This window comes from Pontibacter populi (assembly GCF_019336435.1).
Classification (GTDB): Bacteria; Bacteroidota; Bacteroidia; order Cytophagales; family Hymenobacteraceae; genus Pontibacter; species Pontibacter humidus.
In genome coordinates, this window is the sequence record NZ_JAHWXQ010000001.1 from 476,404 (window position 1) to 501,385 (window position 24,982).

Annotated in this window: 10 protein-coding genes; 8 read left to right on the forward strand and 2 right to left on the reverse strand. The window is 48.7% G+C overall.

Features of this window, described 5'->3' with window-relative positions; genetic code table 11:
- The first annotated feature begins 168 nt into the window (after positions 1-168).
- The 5 genes from KYK27_RS01980 to KYK27_RS02000 all read left to right on the forward strand — a co-directional run bounded on the left by KYK27_RS01980 (position 169) and on the right by KYK27_RS02000 (position 16,766).
- On the forward strand, positions 169-12,549 hold the full coding sequence (locus KYK27_RS01980) for a gliding motility-associated C-terminal domain-containing protein (RefSeq protein WP_199108385.1): 12,381 nt from the start codon (positions 169-171) through the stop codon (positions 12,547-12,549).
- A gap of 8 nt (positions 12,550-12,557) precedes the next feature.
- A complete protein-coding gene (locus KYK27_RS01985; protein ID WP_199108386.1) occupies positions 12,558-13,562 on the forward strand; it encodes a type IX secretion system membrane protein PorP/SprF in 1,005 nt (334 codons plus the stop codon).
- A gap of 945 nt (positions 13,563-14,507) precedes the next feature.
- Complete coding sequence (locus KYK27_RS01990) at positions 14,508-15,044, forward strand: hypothetical protein (protein WP_199108387.1); 537 nt, start codon at positions 14,508-14,510, stop codon at positions 15,042-15,044.
- A gap of 18 nt (positions 15,045-15,062) precedes the next feature.
- On the forward strand, positions 15,063-15,467 hold the full coding sequence (locus tag KYK27_RS01995; protein ID WP_199108388.1) for a DUF2721 domain-containing protein: 405 nt from the start codon (positions 15,063-15,065) through the stop codon (positions 15,465-15,467).
- Between the two features lie 81 nt (positions 15,468-15,548).
- On the forward strand, positions 15,549-16,766 hold the full coding sequence (locus KYK27_RS02000) for an S-adenosylmethionine:tRNA ribosyltransferase-isomerase (protein ID WP_199108389.1): 1,218 nt from the start codon (positions 15,549-15,551) through the stop codon (positions 16,764-16,766).
- Between the two features lie 313 nt (positions 16,767-17,079).
- On the opposite strand, the gene KYK27_RS02005 is transcribed toward KYK27_RS02000, so the two are convergent.
- Positions 17,080-18,480: a M20/M25/M40 family metallo-hydrolase gene (locus KYK27_RS02005; RefSeq protein WP_199108390.1), complete on the reverse strand. Its 1,401-nt coding sequence runs from the start codon at positions 18,478-18,480 to the stop codon at positions 17,080-17,082.
- Between the two features lie 281 nt (positions 18,481-18,761).
- A complete protein-coding gene (locus KYK27_RS02010) occupies positions 18,762-19,757 on the reverse strand; it encodes a DUF1028 domain-containing protein (RefSeq protein ID WP_233150208.1) in 996 nt (331 codons plus the stop codon).
- A 202-nt stretch (positions 19,758-19,959) separates the two neighbouring features.
- Here KYK27_RS02010 and KYK27_RS02015 point away from each other — a divergent pair, with 202 nt between their 5' ends.
- From KYK27_RS02015 to KYK27_RS02025, 3 genes are all read left to right on the forward strand, one after another.
- A complete protein-coding gene (locus tag KYK27_RS02015) occupies positions 19,960-20,742 on the forward strand; it encodes an NYN domain-containing protein (protein WP_199108392.1) in 783 nt (260 codons plus the stop codon).
- A 32-nt stretch (positions 20,743-20,774) separates the two neighbouring features.
- Complete coding sequence (locus KYK27_RS02020) at positions 20,775-21,629, forward strand: dienelactone hydrolase family protein (RefSeq protein WP_199108393.1); 855 nt, start codon at positions 20,775-20,777, stop codon at positions 21,627-21,629.
- A 477-nt stretch (positions 21,630-22,106) separates the two neighbouring features.
- Positions 22,107-24,830, forward strand: coding sequence for a S8/S53 family peptidase (locus tag KYK27_RS02025; RefSeq protein ID WP_199108394.1), 2,724 nt, complete (start codon positions 22,107-22,109; stop codon positions 24,828-24,830).
- The last annotated feature ends 152 nt before the right edge of the window (positions 24,831-24,982 follow it).

Genomic DNA, 24,982 nt, shown 5'->3' on the forward strand with positions numbered 1-24,982 from the left:
TTGTTATTATTGCTTTACAGATCAGCTCAAACTTTCTGAATATTATACTAATTAAGTTATTGATACATCAAACATAACGCATGTTGAATACATCAATAATTTATATACTATTTGTGCAATTTTTCTTGATAGAAGACCAATTATAGTACACAGTTATACAAATTGCTTATGAGAATACTTTTACCGCTGGTGTTCACTTTATTGTTTTTAGGGTTTTTACCATCAGCTGCATTTTCGCAATGCCAGCCACCCTCTGTTACCTTACCTGCAGGCAAAGGCTATTGCGGGCCAAAAGCAATCGCATTCAGCACCACTAATTCTGCACATACGCCAGTGTATTCTAACGATGAACTGACGTATTCCTGGAAACTGAACGGCGTTGTAGTAGCAACTACCGCTTACCCAACTATAAACTTCCCTACACCGGGTACGCACACCGTTACTGTTACGGTTACCAAGCGTTGTGGCAGGGATGAAATTGCAAGAGCCGAGGATACACAGCTTATAACTATAGAAGCAGTTCCGGCTGCACCTGATGTGGATAACCTGGCTGTATGTACAGGAAGCAATGCTACGCTATGGGTAAACAATGCAGATCCCAACCTCATCTATAAATGGTATAACAAAAGTACAGGCGCATTACTGGTTTGGGGCACTTCTTATACCATGAACAACGCCAGCTATATGCAGGTAGAAGTAGAGGCTATAACAGCCAGCGGATGTACTTCTCCCCGTACTACAGCAACTATAACTTCTTCTTTAACTAACGGAAACGCAACCGTACTGAACGGAAACCAGGAAATATGTGCCGGCACCAGGCCGGGTACTATAGATGGCAATGCACCGCAGAACATGACCTTTCAGTGGCTGCAAAGCACAACAGGCGCCGGCTCCGGATATAGCCCAATTGCATCAGCTACCGATAAAAGTTACTCTCCTCCTCCGCTTTACCAAACTACATGGTACAAAAGGGTTGCCTACAATGGCGGTTGCGGCGAAGAAACCAACCCGGTAAAAGTAACTGTAACAGCTATACCTCCTACACCAATCGTTTCGGATAAACTGGTATGCTACGGCGAGCGCGCTATGTTTGTGGTGGCCAACAGCGACGGAAAAACGATCTATAACTGGTATGCCACGGCCACCAGCACCACAATGCTGGGTACCGGCCCAAGTTTTATCACCCCACAACCCGTAACAGGTCCGGTAACCTATTATGTAGAGGCATCTACCACAGCACAAACCCAGTGCTACAACCTTACCCGAATAGCGGTGAATGCCAATGCAACACCGGCAATTGCCAACAACAGCATTTCGGCAAACCAGGCCATGTGTACTGGCGGCAAACCACAGCCTTTAACAGGTACAACCCCAACAGGCGGTGGCGGCGGTTACATTTACCAGTGGCAGCAAAGCACAGATGGCAATACGTTTACAGATGTGCAGGGAGCCAATGCAAAAGACTTCGCCCCCGCTTCACTTAAAGTTACTACCTGGTTCCGTAGAACTATAAAAGCAGCCAGCAGCTGCCCGATGAGCATCAGTAACATCGTTGTAGTAACGGTTACCCCAATGCCCGCAACTATAGATATTGATGATCCGATGATCTGTTATGGTTCGCCGGCATCTATAGTTGTAACCAACCCCGAACCTGATTTTACCTACCGTTGGTACGATGTAGCAGAGGGAGGCACCCTGCTTGCCACGGGCACAACCTATACCACCACACCACTTACATCAAACAAAACATTTTATGTAGAAGCTACTTCGGATGCCGGGTGTTATAGTGTGCGCCGCTCGGTGGAAGTAACGGTTACTACTTTACCTGATGCACCAACTGCAGCCAATGTTACTATCTGCGAAGGCACCAATGCTATACTGGCCGTAAAACCAACCGATGCCGCTATCTTTTACAGATGGTATGACAGCAACAACACACTGGTAGCTACGGGTATAAACTATAGCACTCCTCCGCTAACTGAAAACACCACCTATTATGTAGAGGCCGTAACAAAAGCTTCGCCGGGCTGTGCCAGTCCTAAAGTAGCCGTAGAAGTTACTGTAACTCCAAAAATAGACGGAAATATTATCACCTCTGACCAGGTGCTCTGCAGTGGCGCCAAGCCTGCTTCCCTGCAAGGGTCCGTACCAACCGGCGGTGGCGGTGGCTACACTTACCAGTGGGAATACAGCATAGATGGAAGTTTATTCACTACAATAACAGGAGCTACAGGAATACACTTTGCACCCGGCGCCCTGACAGCCACCACCTGGTATCGCCGTAAGGTGAACGCAACAGGCAGCTGCAAGACTTCTGTAAGTAACCTGGTTAAAATCACTGTAAACCAATTACCGGGCGCTCCTACAGCCACAAACACTTCTATCTGTACTGGTTCCGGAACTACACTGGCTGTAAACAGCCCGGATGCGAATCTGACCTACAAATGGTACAGCACGGCTACAGGTGGTTCAGCCATTGCTACAGGCAGCACCTATAATACAGGTATCCTGACATCAGGAAAAGATTATTATATAGAGGCTACTTCTGCAACTGGTTGTGTTAGCCCGGCCCGTGGCAAAGTATCTGTTACGGTCATCCCGCTACCTGCCACCCCGGAAGCCGACAATGCCTCGGTTTGCGCAGGTGCTACGGTAACGTTAAAAGTACTGGCCCCTGATGTCAACCTGGTTTACCGCTGGTATAACGATGATACGGACGGAACACTGCTTGCAACCGGAACCAACTACACCACCGAAGCCCTGACTGAAAGCTCTATTTTTTATGTAGAAGCATCAACCGTTGAGGGTTGCACCAGTTCTGACAGAAAGCCGGTTTACGTGAACGTAACACCATTGCCAGCTATCCCGGATGTATCCAACACAACGATTTGCTCTGGCGATGCGGCGGTGTTATTTGTTAACAACCCGGATCCTACGGCAACTTACCACTGGTACCTGGGCGGCTCATTGCTTGCTTCGGGTGTTACCTTTACTACTGATATTCTTGCCTATAGTACCACCTACCATGTAGAGGCTGTTTCGAATACATCCACTGCCTGCCCGAGCCCTGCACGTCGTGCAGTGGTAGTTACTGTTACGCCGAACATTGCCAACAATAACATTAGCAGTGCGCAAACTATCTGCAGCGGCGGCACACCATCTACGCTAACAGGCACGCAGCCAACCGGCGGAAGCGGAACTTATACCTACCAGTGGGAAAGAAGCGAAGACGGCACAAACTTCTCGAGTATCGCCGGAGCCGTTAATTCTACTTACAGCCCGGGTTCGCTAACTATAACTACCTGGTTCAGAAGAAAAGTAAAAGCAGCTACAGGCTCGTGCCCGGAACATGTAAGCACCCCGGTAAAAGTGACCGTATCTCCTCAGCCAACTACCCCAACTGCTCTTAACACAACGGTTTGTAATGGTGAAAGAGCACAGTTAAGCATTTCAACACCAGATCCATCGTTAACTTATAAGTGGTACAGTACCGCAACAGGCGGAAGCCCGGTAGGTGTTGGCCCAACGTTACAAACAGAAACGCTTACAGCTACTACTACTTATTATGTGGATGCTACCAGCACAACTGGCTGCACCAGCAACAGAAGAGCCGTAACTGCTACTGTAAGACCACTTCCTGAAATGCCGCAGGCGCTGGATAAAACCATCTGCGCAGGAAGCAGCACAACATTATCTGTAACCAACCCGAATGCAACCCTGGCTTATCGCTGGTTCAACGCAAGCGGCGACCAAGTTGCTACCGGTACTACTTTCACAACTGCCGCCCTTCAAACAACCACTACTTATTATGTAGAAGCATCAACAGTAACCAATCCTGTTTGTGCCAGCCCACGCAAAGCGGTAGTTGTATCTGTAACTCCAATCCCGGGGATGCCGACTGCTGAAAGTGTCGCCATCTGTACGGGAGGTTCGGCTGTGCTTACAGTTAGTTCTCCTGATGTGTCGTTTACTTATAACTGGTATACTTCTGCTACAGGTGGTTCTGCCATCGGCACGGGCACTTCGTTCAACACCGGCACGCTTACTTCAGCCAGATCATTCTACCTGGAAGCTGTAACAGCTGCAGGTTGTGTGAGCGCACGTTCTAAGGTTGATGTTACCGTAACACCACTTCCGGCCACACCGACAGCAGACAATGTATCGATCTGTGCCGGAGCGCCTGCAACCCTTACTGTAAAAGACCCTGCTGCCAATGTTTCGTACAGATGGTACACCGCGGCAACCGGTGGTACTTTACTGGCAACCGGAAACAGTTATGCTATCGGTTCTGTAGCAACTACTACTACCTATTATATAGAGGCGGTAACAACAGGCGGTTGCGCGAGCACGTCACGTGGAACAGTTACGGTACAGGTTACGCCCTTGCCGGCTACGCCAAATGCTGATAATGCTACTGTTTGTGCGGGCAACAGCACTACGCTTTGGGTGAAGACACCTGAGCCTGGCCTGATCTACCGCTGGTACCAGGATGGTGTGCAGGTTGCAACAGGCATTTCTTACACTACCGAAGTGCTGAACTATAGCGCCACTTACCAGCTGGAGGCAGTTACAAATAACAGCAATGCCTGTGTCAGCGCCTCGCGCCGCACCGTTAGCGTTACCGTTACGCCGGCCATTACCAACAACATCATCTCTGCAGACCAGAACATTTGCAGCGGTACGGCACCGGCAACCTTTACCGGAACATTACCAGCCGGTGATGGAAGTGATTTCTCTTACCAATGGGAGCGCAGCGAGGACGGGGTTAACTTCTCGATCATCGCAAACGCAACTGGCCAGTCCTATACATCGGGAGCTTTAAATGCGACAAGCTGGTTCAGAAGAAGAGTAAAGTCGAACAATAACTGCCCTGAACATGTCAGCAACGTTGTTAAAGTAACTATAAACCAACTACCTGCTACCCCACTTGCTGATAATGCCACTACCTGCGAAGGAAGCACCGCTACGTTAAGTGTTAAAGATCCGAACGCTGCATACACCTACCGTTGGTACACAGTAGCTACCGGAGGCAGCATTCTTGGAGTTGGCACTACCCTGACTACACCTGCTGTAAATGCTAACACTACCTATTATGTTGAGGCTTCTAACGCGACAGGCTGTTTAAGCCCACGCAGAGCAGTTACTGTATCGGTAACACCATTGCCGGCAGCACCAGTAGTAAGAGACCGCAGCATTTGCGTGAACGAGCAGGCCATTCTGTCGGTAAGTTCACCGAACGCTACCCTGATCTACCGTTGGTATAACAACGCCGGCAACCTGCTCGCAACCGGCCCTACGTATACTACCGATGCCCTATCTGCCAACACTGTTTATTATGTAGATGCCGCAACTATAGCAACGCCATCTTGTGTGAGTAACCGCAGCACGGTTATAGTTAGCGTAACGCCTTTACCGGCAACGCCACAAGCAACTGATGTAACCGTATGCTCTGGCAGCACTGCAGATCTTGCCGTGAAAGATGTTGATCCGAACCTGACCTATAAGTGGTACAGTACGGCGACCGGAGGCACGGCACTGCATACAGGATCTACTTACAGAACTACAACCTTAACCTCAGGCAGAACATATTACATTGAAGCCGTAAACGCGGCAGGCTGCATAAGCCCGTCACGCAAAGCGGTATCTGTAAATGTTATTCCAATTCCGTCTGCTCCGATAGTAAATAACACTACCATTTGTGCAGGAAGCAGCGCTACCCTAACTATAGCAGCACCGGATGCCTCGCTTACCTACCACTGGTATGATAATGCCGGTAACTTACTGGGTTCCGGTACTTCGTTCAGCACAGGCGCACTTGGCAGCACTACCAACTATAGCGTAGAAGCTGTTGCCCTTGCTACCACCGGTTGTAACAGCACACGCCGTACAGTAACGGTAACCGTAACGCCATTGCCAGCTACACCGGAAGTAAATCAGCCTACCATTTGCGCCGGTGGTACAGCAACCCTGGTTGTTCAAAACCCGGTGCCGTCTGTAAACTATAACTGGTATGATGGAAACGAGAACCTGATTACGACCGGAACATCGTTCACGACAGGCGCACTTGCCGAGAGCACACTTTATTACGTGGAAGCGGTAACCAGTAACGGTTGCGCCAGCCCGGCCAAAGAAGTAGTAACAGTAAAAGTACTGCAGCCGGTAAGCAACAACGCTATTGCAGCTGATCAGACGATTTGTTATGCGAGCACTCCAACTACCCTTAACGGATCCGAGCCTCTGGCCGGAGGCGCAAACTATAGTTACCTATGGGAGAAAAGCGAAGATGGCCTGAATTTTACAACTATAACCGGAGCCACCACGCAACACTATAGCCCGGAAGCACTTACGACCGATACCTGGTTCAGAAGAAAAGTAGTAACCGACGGCCCTTGTAAAGTAAACAGCAGCAACGTAGTGAAGATAACAGTAACACCACTTCCTGCTGTACCAACTGCTGCCAACGCTACGATCTGTGCCGGTTCATCTGCCAGCTTAAGCATAAACGGTACAGTAGCAACCTATACATACCGCTGGTTTGATGCCGCAAGTGGTGGAACGGTGCTGATATCCGGCTCTACGTTTACTACCCCGGAATTACAGGCAACTACTACCTACTATGTAGAGGCAATTAACGAAGCCGGATGTGTCAGCCCAAGAAGAGCTGTAACCGTAACCGTAACGCCAATGCCTGGTGCGCCAGTAGTTGCCAACAAAACCATTTGTTCAGGCAGCCCGGCTGTTCTAAGCGTTAGCGCCCCGGATCAGTCACTGGTTTACAAATGGTATAACAGCATCGGTGAGCAGGTAGCTTCTGGCGCTACTTACAATACCGGCAGTTTAACCACAACTACAACTTATTATGTAGAAGCAGCCACTACAAGCGCTCCGTTCTGTGTAAGCAGCCGCACCACCGTTATAGTTACCGTAACCGACCTGCCAACAATACCAGTAGTTGAGAATACCAGCGTTTGCGCGGGTGAGGCAGCTATGCTTTCTGTGCTTGTGGTGGATCCGGCTTATACTTATAAGTGGTATACTTCAGCAACAGGCGGAACAGTAGTTGGCTCAGGTGCTACTTATAATACCGGTGCTTTAACATCAGACAGAGCCTATTATGTAGAGGCTGTTTCAGCGGCCGGTTGTGCCAGCCAGCGAGCGAAAATTGCTGTAACTGTAACACCACTCCCTGCTACACCTTCCGCAGATAATGTTAGCATTTGCGCAGGTCAGCCGGCAACACTGGTTGTAAACACTCCGGATGCAAACCTGTCTTACAGATGGTATAATGCGGCTACCGATGGTACCCTGCTTGCAACCGGCGATACGTACACAACCGGAAGCTTATCAGTTAGTGAGACCTACTATGTGGAAGCGGTAACAGCAACAGGCTGCGCCAGCACAACCCGCAAAGCAGTAACTGTAAATGTAACGCCACTACCAGCCACCCCAGTAACCGAAAATGCTTCCATCTGCGCGGGCAGCAGCACTACGCTGTGGGTGAAAAACCCGGATCCTACGGTATACTATAACTGGTATAGCGGCGGCGCGTTAGTTGGCACAGGCATTTCATATGCTACCGGCGTGCTGAACTATAGCGCTACGTATTATGTGGAGGCAGTTAGCAACACAGGCACCGCCTGCAGCAGCGCTTCACGCAGTACGGTAACAGTAACGGTAACACCTGCTATCTCTAACAACTTTATCTCTGCAGACCAGACCATCTGTAGCGGCAGTTCGCCAACTGCCCTTACTGGCTCGTTGCCAAATGGCGGCGGCGGAAACTATAGTTACCAGTGGGAGCGCAGCGAAGACGGCGTAAACTTTACCGCCATCAGCAATGCCACTACCCAGAACTATAGCCCGAACGCACTTAACATTACGACCTGGTACAGAAGAAAAGTAAAAGCAGTTGGCCCATGCGGCGAGCAGGTTAGTAACACGATCCAGGTAACTGTTCAGCCGATACCAGCTACTCCGGTTGCCGACAATGCAACGATATGTGAAGGTGCTACGGCTACCTTGAGCGTTAAAGATGTAACTCCTGGCTATACCTATCGCTGGTACACGACACCAACCGGCGGAAGTGCGATCGTAACAGGAACATCTTTCACAACTACACCGCTTGAGAGCACTACTACTTACTATGTGGAGGCAGTAAATGCAACAGGTTGTATCAGCACTAGAAGAACTGTTTCGGTAACGGTAATGCCTTTACCGGAAGCCCCGATGGTAGCAGACCAGAACATCTGCGCCGGCGAACAGGCGATTCTAACAGTAGAGAACCAGACAGCCAGCCTGACCTACCGCTGGTACGATAACAATGGTACTTTACTTGCAACCGGAACAAACTATACCACAGCCATCCTTACCAGCAACGCTACTTATTATGTAGAGGCTGTTACATCTGGTGCGTTAAGCTGTGCCAGTGGCCGAACTATAGTTGCTGTAAATGTAGCTGCAAGACCTGCCACTCCGCTTGCTGACAATGCCAGTGTTTGTGCAGGATCATCAGCACAGCTTTCTGTAAAGAGTATCATTCCGGGCATCACATACAAGTGGTACACAGTAGCTACAGGTGGCACACCTGTGTTTATTGGTTCTGCTTATACTACGGCTGCTCTTACTTCAAACAGAACATATTATGTAGAAGCTTCAACAGCGTCGGGTTGCACCAGCGAAAGCCGCAAGGCAGTAACGGTAACAGTTATTCAGCAGCCAGCTATGCCGGTTGTTGCCGACCAGACCATCTGCCAAGGCAGCGAAGTGGTACTGACTGTTTCTAACCCGGATGCCAGCCTGATGTACCGCTGGTATAACCAGGGCGGAACAGCCTTAGCAACCGGCACATCTTACACCGCACGTGCCCTGACAGCAAATACTATTTTCTATGTAGAGGCGGTAACTACTACTTCTCCTGGTTGTACAAGTGCCCGCGAAACGGTGTATGTAACCGTAACGCCATCGCCGGCAACACCACTTGCTGATGATGCCAAGATCTGTGCAGGCTCAACGGCTACCCTTTATGTGAAGAATGCGACTCCGGCGGTAGTATACAAATGGTACGATGATACGGAAACGTTACTCCACACCGGTACCACCTTCACCACTCCTGTACTTGCTGCTGACGCTATTTACTATGTGGAGGCAAGCTCAGGTGCAGGCTGCGTAAATCCGAATCGTATGGTGGTGACGGTTAATGTTGCCCAGCCGATCGTTAACAACACGATCAGCGGAAACCAGACCATTTGCAGCGGCACCAACCCAAGCACACTTATCGGCTATGAGGTGATGAGCACCGATGGAACTGTTACTTACCAGTGGGAAAGCAGCGAGGATGGTATCAACTATAACATCATCCCGACGGCAACTGGCAAGAACTATAAACCAGCTACCACTTTTGTAACCACCTGGTACAGAAGAACGGCAAGTGTGGAGAATGGAACCTGCCCGGCCCAGAAAAGCAACATCGTAAAAATCACTGTTATCTCTGCCCCGGCAACGCCATTGGCCAGCAACATTACAATCTGTGCCGGCTCAAGAGCTACCCTATCGGTAACATCTCCTGAGTTAGGTTATACCTACCGTTGGTTCAGTGTAGCAAGCGGTGGCAATAGCCTTGGCACGGGAATAACATTTACAGCAGATGGTATGCAGGCGGAAACGACCTACTATGTAGAGGCCGTGAATGCTGGTGGCTGCGTGAGTGCCCGTAAAGCAGTAACCGTATATGTTACCCCATTGCCAGCCATACCACAGGCAGCAGATCAGGTGATCTGTTACAATGAGAAAACGACGCTAAGTGTTACCAACCCGGATGTGAAACTGAACTATAGATGGTTCGACGGAAACGGAATACTTGTAGCAGATGGCTCCTCATTTACAACAGCTAACCTGAAACAGAACACCATGTTCTACGTGGAGGCTTACACCACAACCACACAGGCCTGCGCCAGCCAGCGCAAAGCAGTTATGGTAAGTGTAATGCAACTGCCAACAGCCCCGGAAGTAGATAACCGTGCAATTTGCGAAGGCAGCAGCACAACGTTAACTGTGAAGCAGGCAAGTGCAGGCTTAACCTACAAATGGTACAGTGCTGCAACCGGCGGCTTAGCCCTGGCAACAGGAACAACCTACGAAACCGGCTCACTTACTTCAGACAGAACGTACTACGTAGAAGCAACCAACACTTCCGGTTGTGTAAGCGAAAGAACTGCTGTTACTGTAAGCATTTCCGCACTGCCGGCTACCCCGATCGCATCTAACCAGCAGATTTGTGCAGGCGAAACGGTAACGCTACGTGTGTCTCAGCCGGATGCAACGTTGAACTATAGATGGTTCAGCGAATCGGGCAAGTTACTGGCAACCGGAAATACACACTCTATCTCTGGATTAACGGCCAGCACTACGTACTATGTAGAGGCTGTAAATGCAGCAGGCTGTATCAGTCCGAAGCGCAAGTCAGTGGTAGTAAGTGTTACACAATTGCCGGCTACACCTTCCGTATCGAACGCTTCGATCTGCTCCGGCGAAAGAGTAACCTTACATGTGAAGAATCCTGACCCGGCAGTAGAGTATAGATGGTACAACGATGCCGCTGGTACAAACCTGATCGGTTCCGGTATCTCTTACACTTCTGAAGATGCCCTGTTCACAACCAGATCATACTATGTAGAGGCAGTGAATACCTCAGGTTGCAGCAGCCCGACAAGAGCGCAGGCTATAGTTTCGGTAACGACTAAACCTGGTGCACCTGTAGTGGAGGATGCTACGATCTGCAGCGGCGGAACAGCGAAACTGGAGATTATACAGCCGGACCCTGCCCTTGTTTATAAGTGGTACGATGCGAACGGAACGATGCTCGGTAATGGTACAAGTTATACTACATTCCCGCTATCTTCTCAGGCCACGTTCTATGTAAGAGCTAACACAACTTCACCAACTGCCTGTGAAGGGCCGAGTGTGGCGGTAACAGTTCGCATTATGTCGTCGCTGGCTAACAATACAGTTACAGGTAACCAGACCATTTGCAGTGCCGCCACGCCGGCTCCATTGTCGGGTTCGGTGCCTACAGGTGGTGGAAATGCTGCCCTGTATTACCAGTGGGAACGCAGCGAGGACGGTGTAAACTTTGCAAGTATAGTTGGCGCTTACGCCCAGGAATATGCGCCGGGTGCCCTTACGCAGAACACCTGGTTCAGAAGAGTAGTGCGTGCAGCAGGCCCTTGCGGTGAAAGCGTGAGCAATGCGGTTATGGTAACGGTTACTCCACTACCTGCTACGCCACTTGCTGATGATGTGACGATTTGCGCTGGCAGCACTGCTACCCTGCGCATCAAAAATCCATCAACAGGAGCTTCCAACATAACCTACCGTTGGTATTACACTGCTTCCGGCGGAACATCTATTGCATCGGGCATCAACTTCACAACGCAGCCGCTTTATACCAACTCTACTTATTATGTAGAGGCCATAAACGCGACAGGTTGTGCAAGTAGCGCCCGCCGTGCGGTAACTATAATTGTGAACCAACTGGTGACAGACAACACCATCAGCTCGGCGCAGCAACTTTGTACTGGTGGTGTACCGGCAGCCTTAACAGGTTCGGTAGCCTTCCAGCAGTCAGAGAATTACACGTACCAGTGGCAGCAAAGCCCTGACGGCATGAACTACATGAACATTTCAGGCGCTACGGGCCAGCATTACGCACCAACCCAGGCACTGACCAAAAATGTATGGTACCGTCGTGTTGTGCAGATCTCAGGCCCTTGCGAAGACCACATCAGTAATGCCGTGAAGATAGAAGTTGTTCCGCTGCCAACATTGCCAACTATAGCCTCTGCTTCGGTTTGCCCGGGTGGCAGTGTTACCCTGCAGGCGACAGGCGTATTGCCTGGCACAAGACTGGAGTGGTTCGATGCTCCGAAGGGTGGAACTTACCTGGCAGAAGGCACAACCCTAACAGTTACACCATATTCTACTACCACTTACTGGGTGCAGGCTGTGAACAGCAACAATTGCGAAAGCAGTGCCCGCAGAGAAGTAAAAGTGACAGTAGTGGAACCTGTGGCAAATGTAAGTGGCGATGTGACCATTATGCAGGGCAAAGCTACCAAGCTGGTTGCTACTGGCGGTGCTACCTATAGTTGGTCTCCGGCTACTGGCCTGAGCGATGCAACAAGTGCCACGCCAATTGCCAAACCGGAAGTAACAACAACTTACACGGTAACTATAACAACCGCTGAAGGCTGTACAGCTTCTGCTTCGGTGACGGTAAATGTGGTGCCGGCTATCGTTCCGATGAACGCCATGACACCAAATGGCGATGGTATAAATGATGTGTTCCATGTAGAGAACCTGGAGCTTTACCCGGATTGCCGCGTGGAGATCTTCACCCGTTGGGGCGAAAAGATATTCGAAAGCAAAGGCTACTCAGAACCATGGAACGGTATGCGCAACGGCAAGCAAATGCCACTTGGCGCTTACTATTACATCATTTACCTGTCCAGAGACGAAGCACCTATTTCAGGAAGTATAACAATTATTAAGTAATGCCAGCTATGAGACGTATTTTAACTATAGTAGTGGCACTGGTTGCCGCAGCAGGCACTGCACTGGCGCAACAGCGCCCTCAGTACACACAGTACGCTTTAAACAATTACCTTACAAACCCAGCAGTAGGCGGCATAGAAAGCTATGCCGACCTGCGCACCAGTTATCGCGGGCAGTGGGCAGGCGTCGAAGGCGCACCGGAAACCATGTATGTCACTTTCCATGGCTCTATTGGCAACCCGGACAATGCTAAAACATCACCAAAATCCAGGAAGGCGAATAAGTATGGTTTCTCCAGCCGCAACAGCTATAAAAAAGCCGTGCCACACCACGGTGTAGGGGCCGTTGTGCAGGTTGATAAAGCAGGTCTTTTGCGTACCTCAACCTTTAACGCGACTTATGCTTATCACCAGCCTATTACCCGCTACTTAACTTTATCAAGCGGACTGGCAGGTGGCTTAACGCAGTATAATGTGGATGTGAACCGCGCCAAAGTACTCGACCCAAGCGACCCTTATCTGGTTGGCGGTAACATGTCGGCTAGTAAAGTAGATGTAGGTGTTGGGTTATGGTTATACAGTCCTGATTTCTATGTTGGATTATCCGGTATGCAGTTACTGAAAAGCAAGCAGGAAATTGTAACCACTGACGACCCGGCCATGAGCCTGCAACCGCACTTTTACGGAACAGCCGGCATCCGCTTCCAGACATCCAGCAACCTGGCTGTTGTGCCATCTGTCATGGTAAAAGCAACCGGCTCAGCCACTCCTGCGGTAGATCTAAACCTGCGTGCCTTGTATGCACAGTATGTCTGGGGAGGCATGTCGTATCGTCACAATGATGCCTGGGCAGTTATGGCCGGAGTTAACCTGAATCATTTATTCGATGTGGGCTACTCTTACGAAATAGCCACCTCCAGCATGAGCCGTGTATCCGCAGGAAGCCATGAGGTTGTAGTTGGTTTTAAACTGAACAATACCAGTAGAGTGCTCTGCCCGCAGTGGGTTTGGTAATGATTATATTGTTGAGATTTTGAAAGCCCGGCAGCTGTATGGTTGTCGGGCTTTTTGTTTTACCTCACCCCTCTCCTAAAAACAAGAGAGGGGGTTTAGCTATAGTTTAAGTTATAAAATTGTGCTTTTTTGTTGGCGCGGGTTTGCAACCCGTGTCGAACTATGGTGTTGAGTTTGTAACTCAACTGGCCCTGCAGGGACAGGGAAGAGTAGTGGCGGTGGCTATAGTTTTATAGTTGCCATTTTAACCCACCCCTACCCCTCCCAAGAGGGGAATTTCGGCCATTGTTATAGTTTGAGTTGAAGTATTATAGATTCTGTTTTTAACACCCCTGTAGTCCCCTCAAGGGGACAATTCTGCTACTGCTTTTCAAGCTGTCATTTCGACTTGCAGGAGAAACCTAAGTTTGCTATAGTTACCCATCATAATAAGGACAGGTTTACCTGTCTCTACGGAACTATGACCGCGATCAATCTCGGAGCATACCGATTCAAACTATAAACGCTGGTAACTATGCGAAAACTATCAGTCTTTGGGTTGAGCGCCTTTGCTTTGTTGCGGTGCCTTTAGGCAGCCCGAGCAGAGCGAGGGAAGCAAGAGAGCAGCAGCGCGATGCCCAAAGACGAGGCCACCCGGCCATGAGGGCACCAAAGCTAAAGATGAAACGATAGGTACCTAGAGCTCCCAGGATTGGAGTAGCTATAGTAGAAAAGGCTTGGTTCTGGATAGTAATGTATTAAACTATAAGCTGAGATAGATTTCTCACTTTGTTCGAAATGACAAAAGTGAAAGGTCTAAAAACTGTATAATATCCTTCGGCTACGCTCGGATTACAAAAGCCCTGTAACCAAAAACGACTTTCATCGGAAATAAAAGAAGCAACTTGTGAGAAGAGCCATTTCAGGTGAAACCATTACCTTTGCAAACTATAACGCAATAAACACATGAGCGCCAAAAACCTACAGCTACTACTTGAGACAGCCTATGATACTGAGAACCCACAGGTTTTTGAGGAAGGTGCTGCCAATGTCTACAAAAAGTTTGAAGAAGCTTACAAAGTCTTCGTTCAGACTGGCAAACCGACAGACGAACTGAATTTCAGGTTTGAGCGGGTGCGTTTGGCCGTAGGTATTGCGTTACTGAAAGCGTATACCCGCCTGGCTGATAACGAAACAAGTATTGAAGCACTGCAGGTATTACAGGAAGCCATAACAGCAAAAAATTCGAAGGAGATTGACAAGATCGTACAGAAAAAGATCAAAGTGTTTGATAACCTGTACCATGAAATTTTTGTGAACGAAGAACGCGAGCACATACTTGGCCTGTTTGAAGCTACGCTGGATGCCAGCTCTAAAGAAGAACTGGATGAATTGATGATCGAAGGCCTGGAACTGCTGACTGCAATTGATTTTGAACACCACGCCCAGCAGGACGATGACGACGAACCGCTGGATGAGGACTTCCTTAAAAGCATACAGTAGCTCAACTATAGTTTGCCCATGGAAATCACCCTGACCACTCCTGCCCTGTTGTTTCCGGCTATTTCGTTATTGCTGCTGGCGTATACCAATCGTTTTCTGGCGTTGGCTGGCTTGATCAGGAGTTTAAAACAGCGGTACGCCACAACACAAAGCCATATCGTTTACGGGCAGATCGAGAACCTCAGAACACGGCTATTACTGATCCGCAACATGCAGGCATTTGGCATAGCCAGTATATTCGGCTGCGTGTTCTGTATGTTTGTCTTATTTGCCGGCTACGAAACGATAGGAAAGTATGTATTCGGGCTGAGCCTTTTGCTGCTACTCATTTCATTGGCGTTAGCGCTTCGCGAGATACAGATATCAGTACACGCCCTGACCCTGGAACTGAACGACCTGGAAGAAGAAACCGAAAACAGTTAGTAACTAGTGAAGAGTTAAAAGCTAACTAAACATCACTCTACACAACTCTTAACTAATAACTCTAAACTCTTAACTAAATACATGTCCGATCCTAAAAAGCTGGCGATAAAAGATTTTGTGTACGAGCTGCCAGATGAGCGAATCGCCAAATTCCCTTTACCCGAACGCGACCAGTCTAAGTTACTGTACTATAAAAGCGGAACTATAGCTGACCATACGTTTACTGAGTTACCTGAGCTTTTGCCTGCCGATACCTTACTGGTTTTTAATGATACCAAAGTGGTGCAGGCGCGGCTATTGTTTCAGAAAGAGACCGGTGGTATTGTTGAGATCTTTTGCCTGGAGCCCGTAAAGCCGCATGCCGAGGTGCAACTGGCCATGCAGCAAACCGAAAGCTGTACCTGGAAATGCCTGGTAGGCAACAACAAACGCTGGAAGAGCGGCAAACTTTACCTGCATTTTGAAGGCGGAACTATAACAGCTGAACGCGAGGCCCAACAGGACGGACATTTCCTGATCAGCTTTGCCTGGGAGCCAGCTAACCTGACCTTCGCCGAAGTACTGGAACGTTGTGGAAAGCTGCCCCTCCCGCCCTACCTTAACCGCGACCTTACACCCGACGACCGTACCCGTTACCAAACCATTTATGCGAACCAGGAAGGCGCCGTAGCTGCCCCAACCGCCGGCCTGCATTTTACGGACAAGGTAATGGCAACTATAAAAGCTAAAGGTATATCCACGGCTTACCTAACACTGCACGTGGGCGCGGGCACCTTTAAGCCAGTTAAGGCTGATGTAATGGAAGCGCACAAGATGCACGCCGAGCAACTATATTTAACCAAAGATTTTATAGTTCAGCTACTGCATCAGGTTCAACAAAATAAACCTGTTATCCCGGTTGGTACTACTAGTATGCGTTCTCTGGAGAGTTTATATTGGTTGGGCGTAAAAGTTCATCAACAACCTGACCTGCCACAAAATCAACTACACATTACCCAGTGGTTTGCTTATGAAACTATAGATTTGCCCACTCCTGCCGAAGCTTTAAATGCGCTGCTAAACTACATGGCCAACTATAAAACAGATCATTTGCACGCCAGCACCCAGATCATTATTGCACCGGGCTATAGTTTCAGGATTTGTATTGGTTTGGTTACCAACTTCCATCAGCCGGAAAGTACATTGTTATTATTAGTTTCAGCGTTGATCGGGGATAACTGGCGTAAGGTTTACCAACATGCCATGAACAACAACTATAGATTTCTGAGCTACGGCGATAGTTCGCTGCTGCTGCCGTAGTCTGGCCTACTTGTAAATCCGGTATTGATTCAAAAACAGACTACTGCTGGCGCGAGCTTGTAGCTCGTGCTTTTACTATACAAACATAAAACAGTACGAGCTACAAGCTCGCACTAGCGAAGTAAACTATAGCTCAGCGAGTCTGGAGACTCGCACACACTGTGCGGCAACAGTTGGACACTAGCGCCAGGAAATAGTAAAAACTCATCCTGTAAATCCTTTAATCCTGTAAATCCTGATTCAGACAAAAAACGCCTACCCCGGATAACCAGAGCAGGCGTTTTACTTTATAGTTCGGAGATCTAACGTCAAATTACAATCCGTACTGCGAGATCAGGTAAACCAGCGATGCCATGGAAGCGGCACCTAACTGCATTTCGCGGCGGTTCACGGTTTCAAACGTGTCGATGTCGGTGTGGTGATAATCGAAATAACGCTGTGAATCGGGTTTGAAGCCGATAAGGGCTACGGTGCCCTGGCCTTTCAGCGGGCCGATGTCAGCGCCACCATGTCCGGCGCCGATTTCGTGCAGGCCGTAAGGTGTCAGCAATGGTTTCCATGTCAGTGCTTTTTGTATCTGCGCTGGAGTAGCTTCCATTCCGAAACCACGTGGCGTAAATCCACCGGCATCCGACTCAATAGCTGCAATATGGTTCTCGCCTTTTGCTTTGGCTTCTTCGGCATACTTACGGCCACCGCGCAATCCGTTCTCCTCGTTCATATACAACACGGCTCTAATGGTACGCTTCGGCTTTATACCTAAATCTTTGAACAAACGCAGCACTTCCATTGACTGCACAACACCAGTGCCATCGTCGTGAGCGCCTTCGCCCAGATCCCACGAATCCAGGTGACCACCTACAACTATAATTTCGTTCGGTTTCTCAGTGCCTTTCAGTTCACCGATCACGTTGTAAGACAGCACTTCCGGCAGGTTCTCGCAGGTCATGCGCATGTAAAACTTCAGGTTCGGATCGTTCTTGAGTTGTTTGCTCAGCAGTTCAGCGCCTTTAGTACTGATGGCTGCGGCCGGAATCTTGTCCACGCCATCCTGGTAACGGGTGTTACCGGTATGCGGCACATCCTGTATCTCATTGGCCATAGAACGAACTATAACCGCCACAGCACCCAGTTTAGCAGCAGCCACCGGTCCACCGCCACGTTGATCAACCGCGCCACTATAGGCCGCCATTGTTTGCACATGGGTATTATCGAAAGCACGGTTAAAGAACACGATCTTACCTTTTACCTTCTTCTTACCCAGTTTCTCCAGTTCTTCAAAGTTGTGCACTTCCACTACTTCGGCGGTCAGGCCGCTTTCGCCGGTGCCTACAGAGGAGCCCAGCGCTGCAATATTTACATCCGTAGAACCAACCTGCCCGCTCAAAACACGGCCTATCTCTTTATCGCCGCGGACCCAATGGGGCACCATTACCTCTTGCACATACACACGGTCAAGGCCCATTTTATTCATTACCTGTCTGCCCCACTCTACTGCAGCGGCAGCCTGTGGCGACCCACTCAGGCGTGCGCCAATATTCTTGGTAAGGTAACGCAGGTCTTCGTAGCTTTTAGTGCTGGTCAGGGCGTTGTCGTAGATCTGCTTTATAGTTGCCGAATCGGATGGAGCAACGGGGTTGTTGGCCATGGCAGGCGCGGCAGCTAGAGTTGCTGCAGCCAACAGCCAGTGGCGGAGTCTGTTCTTTAATAACATTATGTAGGTGAGTTGTTTTGTTTGTGCCTATAAGATATAAAATAGTTTTCGGAGTTATAACATATAGTTAAAGCTATACTTATACTTTCCTGTTGATTTTATAGTTTGTCCGGGTTTGATATAGTTTTAGACACCCCGTAGTTTCTGACATCTTTGTCTGAAACTCATCTGCTGCGAATGTCCACGTTATTTGTAAAGTGGAGACAAGGATGTCCCCGGTAGTCTTACTTCCGGACTTGGATGTCCGGAAGAGCAGCGGCATCAACAATCAACAATTATCCCTACTTCACATCCAGAATCTTCTTCAGGTCCTGTGGCTTTAGTGTGAGCAACCCAACCTCCGGTAAGCGGGTGGTCAGTTCTTTCCAGTTATCGTCTTTCTTATATACTTCGCGAAGCAGTTTGGCGGCGCCGTTTACATCTCCGTTGTTGGCTAGGGTAATGGCATGCCAGTACTTCATCTCGAGGTTATTCGGGAACATAGTTTCGGCTTTACCATACTCTTCCATGGCTTTCTCCATCTGCCCTTTTTCTACTGCCAGATCACCGTTGTTCATGTGTTCGTAGGCTCGGTATACTTTCAGGAGTCTCGCTAATTCATCCAGTGGTTTTTCATGATCGTCTACGCGCAGGTCTATGGTCACATCATCCCATGGCTGGTCTGTTTTTTTGCCTTTTACCACCATTAAAACTGCCGATTGTTTCCCCCGGATATCGCCACCTTCGCGTTCGGCTGCCTGCATGGCCAGCAACACACGCTCTGCCAGTGGCTTGCCTGTGCTTTGCTCAAAGGCTTTGGCCATAGCCGGCCACACTTTATCGGTCAGCATCATGTTGGCCTGCACCGAAAAGTTTTTGCCCGTAATGTGCCCGGCATACCGGATGCAGTTTTTACCGGTATGGGTCGCCACACGTCCCTGCGCATCCAGGATGGAAACCTGGCGCACTTCACGCCCTTCATCATCTTTTAAAAGGATAGCTAATGCTTCGTCCGGGGTCTTGCCTTGTTTCAATAGTTCCAGCCCACGCAACCCAAACGACTTGTTTGTGAAAGACTGGGTAGCAACCACTCCAACCCCAGCCTCTACCCAGGGCACAGCCGTACCCACTGAAAACCAATGACTCTGTACACCTACCGCCATTTCGCCGGTTTCAGGGTCGCGGGCAACTATAGAATACGTGTGGGCCAGTGGCTCTTCGGCTTTAAACACCTGCGCACGCGCAGCAGGCATTGCCAGGCAGCAAACCGATGCCACCGTATAAAGCGTTTTTTTCATGAAGTTCAGGTTCATAAGAGAAGAATTAATGCATTTACTATACCGTAACTAAGGCAAGGATGTTGAGCAAACGAACTATAACTTCCTGAGCAGTAGCACCCGGAATTTTACAGCCACAACTTCGCTCCAACGTATAAGTATACTATAAAAATCAAACAGCTACAATACAGGCCGCATTCTGCCGCCAACTAATAACCTATACATGAAAAACCCTTATCCTGAAAAAAAGAAACACCGCCTGGCTATACTGATAGATGGCGATAATGCACAGCCCAGCCTTATAGTTAAGTTAATGGCCGAAGCTGGAAAATATGGCCAGATAACCATCCGCCGGATTTACGGCGACTGGACCACCCCACAAATGAACGGCTGGAAAGAATGCCTGAACCACCATGCCATACAACCCATTCAACAGTTCCGCTACACCATCGGGAAAAACGCCACAGACAGCGCTTTGATTATTGATGCGATGGATCTGCTGCACAGCGGACTTGTAGATGGTTTCTGTATCGTTTCGTCAGATTCAGACTATACCCGGCTGGCCACACGGATACGGGAAGCCGGTATTTTTGTGATGGGCATAGGGCAGCGTAAAACACCGAAGCCGTTCGTAAATGCCTGTAACATCTTCATCTTCACCGAAAACCTGGTTGATAATATAGAAGAAAAGCAGATCGCAGAAGCAGAAAAATCGCCTGAAAATGGAAGCCATTCGCGCCCTAACCCTATTCCGTTACTGAAAGAAGCCTTTAGTATGGCAGCCGACGAAGACGGCTGGGCACACCTGGGAGCCATTGGTGTAAACCTGCGTCAACTCGACCCTAGCTTCGACCCACGCACGTTTGGCTACGGACAATTACTCCAGCTTATAAAAGCACAGAAAGAACTGTTCACGATCCGGAAAGAAGACGACAAAGGCCCCTCGGCCGTGTATGTTAAGCGAGCCAGCAGGAAACGTAACAATCGCAAGCAGGTGGCCGAGTGATGATTAATGAGCAATCACTAAACTATAAACCTATGGAAAAGCTAATCTTCGTTTTTATTATTTTGCTGTTGAGCATGCCTGTGGCTTTTGCCCAGCAAAAAATGAGCTGCTGCACCAAACCAGCCTCAGAAGCTACTACCCAGTTTGCCATGCTGGGCAGCGATAAAAGTTTCCAGGCAAAGCATGACAACCCGCTGCCATTTTCCCTGCAAAACCAGAAAGGTAAAATGGTAACCTTTAAAACGCCTGATGGCAAAACCGCCAGCGCCTACGAAATAAAAGCGCCTAAAAAGACCGACAATTACCTGCTGGTTTTTCATGAGTGGTGGGGATTGAATGATTATATAAAACAGGAAGCGGAACGACTGGCAAAAGAGCTGGGTAACGTAAACGTGCTGGCACTCGACCTGTACGATGGCCGTGTAGCTGCCGAACGTGAGAAAGCCGTGGAATATATGCAGTCGGTTACGCCGGAGCGCGGTAAAGCTATTATAAACGGAGCCATTGCCTACGCTGGTAAAGACCCGGATATTGCTACTATAGGCTGGTGCTTTGGCGGTGGTTGGTCGTTACAGGCTGCTATAGAAGCCGGTGATAAAGCTGAGGCAGCTGTTATTTACTACGGCATGCCCGAGCGCGACGTGGAACGGCTGAAAAAACTGGACGCACCTGTGCTGGGTATCTTCGCGAAACAGGATGGCTCTATCACTCCTGAAATTGTGGCTGACTTTGAGCAGAAGATGAAGCAGGCAGATAAAAAAGTAACTATAAAAATGTATGATGCCGTGCACGCTTTCGCCAACCCCAGCAACCCAAAATATGATAAGCAGGCGGCGGAAGACGCACACAAATTAGCGATAGAATTCCTGAAGAAACACCTGGATTAGCTAAACCTGTATAAACTATAGTTACCTAAACAAAAAGCGGCAGCCAGAAATTGGCTGCCGCTTTTTGTTTTAAAATTCTTTTAACTGCCCCCACTACTCAACTAACTATAGCCTTTGATTACTGTCAATTATTGCATTTCAATTTTACAAAAACCATCAACATAAATTTAAAAATAACAATTAATTATATGACTATTTTTGTTTAATCTAGATCTATGATTTGCCTTAGATGCTAAATCAGTCTAAATATTAGCAACTATCCCATCTCCAAATACTTACATTGCTTTAACACACTTAAAAAGCTAATTAACAGTATATTAAACACCATTCTGCATTTTTTTCAATTCATTTCCCAACGATGTTTAAACAAGTATAGTACAAGGCTACTCTAAGCGCTGCCTTAAACAATACAATACCTTTAAACCCTTTGTTTATAATTATTCCAATAATATGTAACACTTTTAACTCACCTTACCTATGACTAAAATTCTAAGTCTTATTATGTTATGCTTCTTTTTGACGGGTAACATAAGCGCACAAAATAAACTCGACAGCGAGCTTAAAAACTTGCTGCAAACCACTACCGGTTCCGTCGGGGTTATAGTTACCTTCCACGGCAATACTGCTCCCACTCCTGCCCACCTGCAACTACTGAACACACTGGGCATTACCAAAGGCGTAACGTTTAAATCGCTGCCTATTGCAGGCGTACTGGCTACAGCGACTCAAATTGCAGCCTTGGAGCAAAACTCTGCGGTACGCTCCATCTACCTCAACAAGAAGCTTTCTTACTTCAACTATAACGGCACCCACTTAACCGGCGTGCGTAAGCTGCGCACTGATAAAGAAATGATTGCCCGTAACAATGGCATGCCCGTTTCTGGCAAAGGCGTAGGTGTAATGATAAATGACAGCGGTGTGGATGGCACTCACGACGACCTTAAATTCGGGACTCACCTGGTGCAGAACGTTTTAGGGGCTACCAACCTTAATTCATTGGATGCCATGCTACCGGTAACGTGGTTGGAAAACGTACCTAACACCGACAATAACTCTGGCCACGGCACACATTGCGCCGGCTCGGTTGGCGGAACAGGTGCAAAATCAGGTGGTTTATATGAGGGAGCAGCTCCCGGTGCACACCTGATCGGTTATGGTTCTGGCGCTGCCTTGTTTGTACTAGATGCAATCGGCGGTTTCGATTATGCCCTTACACACCAGTACCAGTACGGCATTCGCGTTATCTCCAACTCCTGGGGCACCAGCGGCGATTTCGACCCGAACAACCCGGTAAACGTGGCTTCTAAAATGGCTTACGACCGTGGCATTGTTTCTTTGTTTGCGGCCGGTAACGAAGGCCCAAGCTCTGATACACACAACCCGTATGCTATTGCCCCATGGGTAATTTCGGTAGGTGCCGGCGATAAAGACGGTCGCCTTGCTGATTTCTCATCAAGAGGTGTGAAAGGTGAAGGCGGTACATTTACAATGGATGGCGAAACCTGGACCTATGAGAACCGTCCAACTATAGTTGCGCCCGGCGTAGACATCGTTTCTACAAGAGTTATCGGACCGGTGGCGTCGCTGGAAGTGCAGCAGGATGTTGAGAAATTAGATCCGGCGCACGTACCGTTTTATACGCACATGAGCGGTACTTCTATGGCAACGCCTCATGCGGCCGGTATAGTGGCGCTCTTGCTGGAGGCTAATCCTTCATTATCGCCAGCGCAGGTGAAAGAAATACTGCAGAAAACAGCTACTAACATGCCAGGCCATGAGTCATGGGAAGTTGGTGCAGGCTACGTAAACGCCTATGCTGCTGTAGATCATATTTTCAGAAACAGCACATATGGCACTTATGCCAACTATACCAGAAGATTTAACAGCAATGTTACATCGCAATCAGAAACAACTCCATTTACAATAGATTACAACCCGCTGCTTGCTGCCAACAACCAGATGACTTTTACAGTTGTGGAAGGGACTAACAGCATCGAAGCAAAAATAAGTGCAGGCGGTTTGTTAGGCGAAACAGGTAACCCTGTTAACCTTATCCTTTTAGGCCCTGATGGAAGCGAGCACAGAGCCGGTATACCAGTAACGTTTACACTTACCTACGACAGAGGTGTTGCGGTAGCATCTCCGGCTCCAGGCCAATGGATTCTTAAAGTAGATGGACTGAATGGCATAGCCTTACCTGAAACTATAAACGGAACCCTGAATGTGCAGCGCGTGACCGGCACTACTGGTTTATCAGATATTGCCGGCCATCCTGCCGAAGCATCTATCAAAATGGCAGTTGGCGCACGCCTGGTAGATGGTCTGAACGGCAGCTTTAAGCCAGATGAGTATCTGAAACGCATACAATTAGCCGATTACCTGATGATGGGACAGGCTATCCGACAGTTTATGCCAACCAACGGCTCTGTTACGTTCTCTGACCTGAAAGGCAGCGAAGTATTACTCGGCGAATCAGTAGCTGCCAAAGGCGCAGCACTCAGAGACAGACTATATGCCTACAACGGCGTAATGTTGCCAACAAGTACCGGTAAATTCTCGCCAACAGGCAATGTAAACCGAGCAAGCCTGGCTTACTCGTTGGTGCAGGCGCTTGGCCTGCAGGAACATGCCCTGGCCCGGAATGGCAAAACGGTTACAGTTACAGTAGATGGCAAAAAAATTCCGGTTGAAGACGCGAAGTATATTCCAGCCGGTTTGGAGGGTTATGTAAGTGTTGCCCTAGAGTTAGGACTGATAAATGCTTACTATAGTGTTACACAAGGCCCGCTGGATCTTTTCCCTACCATGCATGCTACCTTTAAGCCGACTCAGAATGTAACCCGTGCCGAGTTCGCCGTTATAGTTACCAGAACATACTCTAGCTGGAATGCTGTAACACAGCCGGTTGCTACTTCAACTACAGGCGCTATGCAGGTGGCTCAGTGGGAAGAAAGCTATGCTTACCCTAACCCAAGCACTGGCCTGAGCACTATCAGCTACTCAGTTTCTGCAGCAGGTCCGGTATCGGTGGAAGTATTTGATGTGATGGGCCGCAAAATACAGACGCTACTTACCGAAAAGCAGGCTGCAGGCCGTCATGCGCTTCAGTTTGATGGAAGCAAGCTACCAAGTGGCACTTACCTGTACCGCGTTACTACAAACGGTAAAACATCAACCAACAGAATGGTGATAACAAAGTAAGACTATTGCTATTTAATGGTTTTATGGTTTAGGAAAAGCTCCCTCTATTGGGGAGCTTTTTTTATGGGATAACTTATCTCCTTGATTCTGTGCTTTTTGTTGTGTGGGGCCTGTACCTTTTACTTTCAACTATAGCCTGGAAAAACACCCTG

Coding starts and splice junctions, on each gene's coding strand:
- KYK27_RS02000 (WP_199108389.1), top strand. CDS start 15,549: ATGTCCGATCCTAAAAAGCTGGCGATAAAAGATTTTGTGTACGAGCTG.
- KYK27_RS01995 (WP_199108388.1), top strand. CDS start 15,063: ATGGAAATCACCCTGACCACTCCTGCCCTGTTGTTTCCGGCTATTTCG.
- KYK27_RS01990 (WP_199108387.1), top strand. CDS start 14,508: ATGAGCGCCAAAAACCTACAGCTACTACTTGAGACAGCCTATGATACT.
- KYK27_RS02005 (WP_199108390.1), bottom strand. CDS start 18,480: ATGTTATTAAAGAACAGACTCCGCCACTGGCTGTTGGCTGCAGCAACT.
- KYK27_RS01980 (WP_199108385.1), top strand. CDS start 169: ATGAGAATACTTTTACCGCTGGTGTTCACTTTATTGTTTTTAGGGTTT.
- KYK27_RS02015 (WP_199108392.1), top strand. CDS start 19,960: ATGAAAAACCCTTATCCTGAAAAAAAGAAACACCGCCTGGCTATACTG.
- KYK27_RS02025 (WP_199108394.1), top strand. CDS start 22,107: ATGACTAAAATTCTAAGTCTTATTATGTTATGCTTCTTTTTGACGGGT.
- KYK27_RS02010 (WP_233150208.1), bottom strand. CDS start 19,757: ATGAAAAAAACGCTTTATACGGTGGCATCGGTTTGCTGCCTGGCAATG.
- KYK27_RS01985 (WP_199108386.1), top strand. CDS start 12,558: ATGAGACGTATTTTAACTATAGTAGTGGCACTGGTTGCCGCAGCAGGC.
- KYK27_RS02020 (WP_199108393.1), top strand. CDS start 20,775: ATGGAAAAGCTAATCTTCGTTTTTATTATTTTGCTGTTGAGCATGCCT.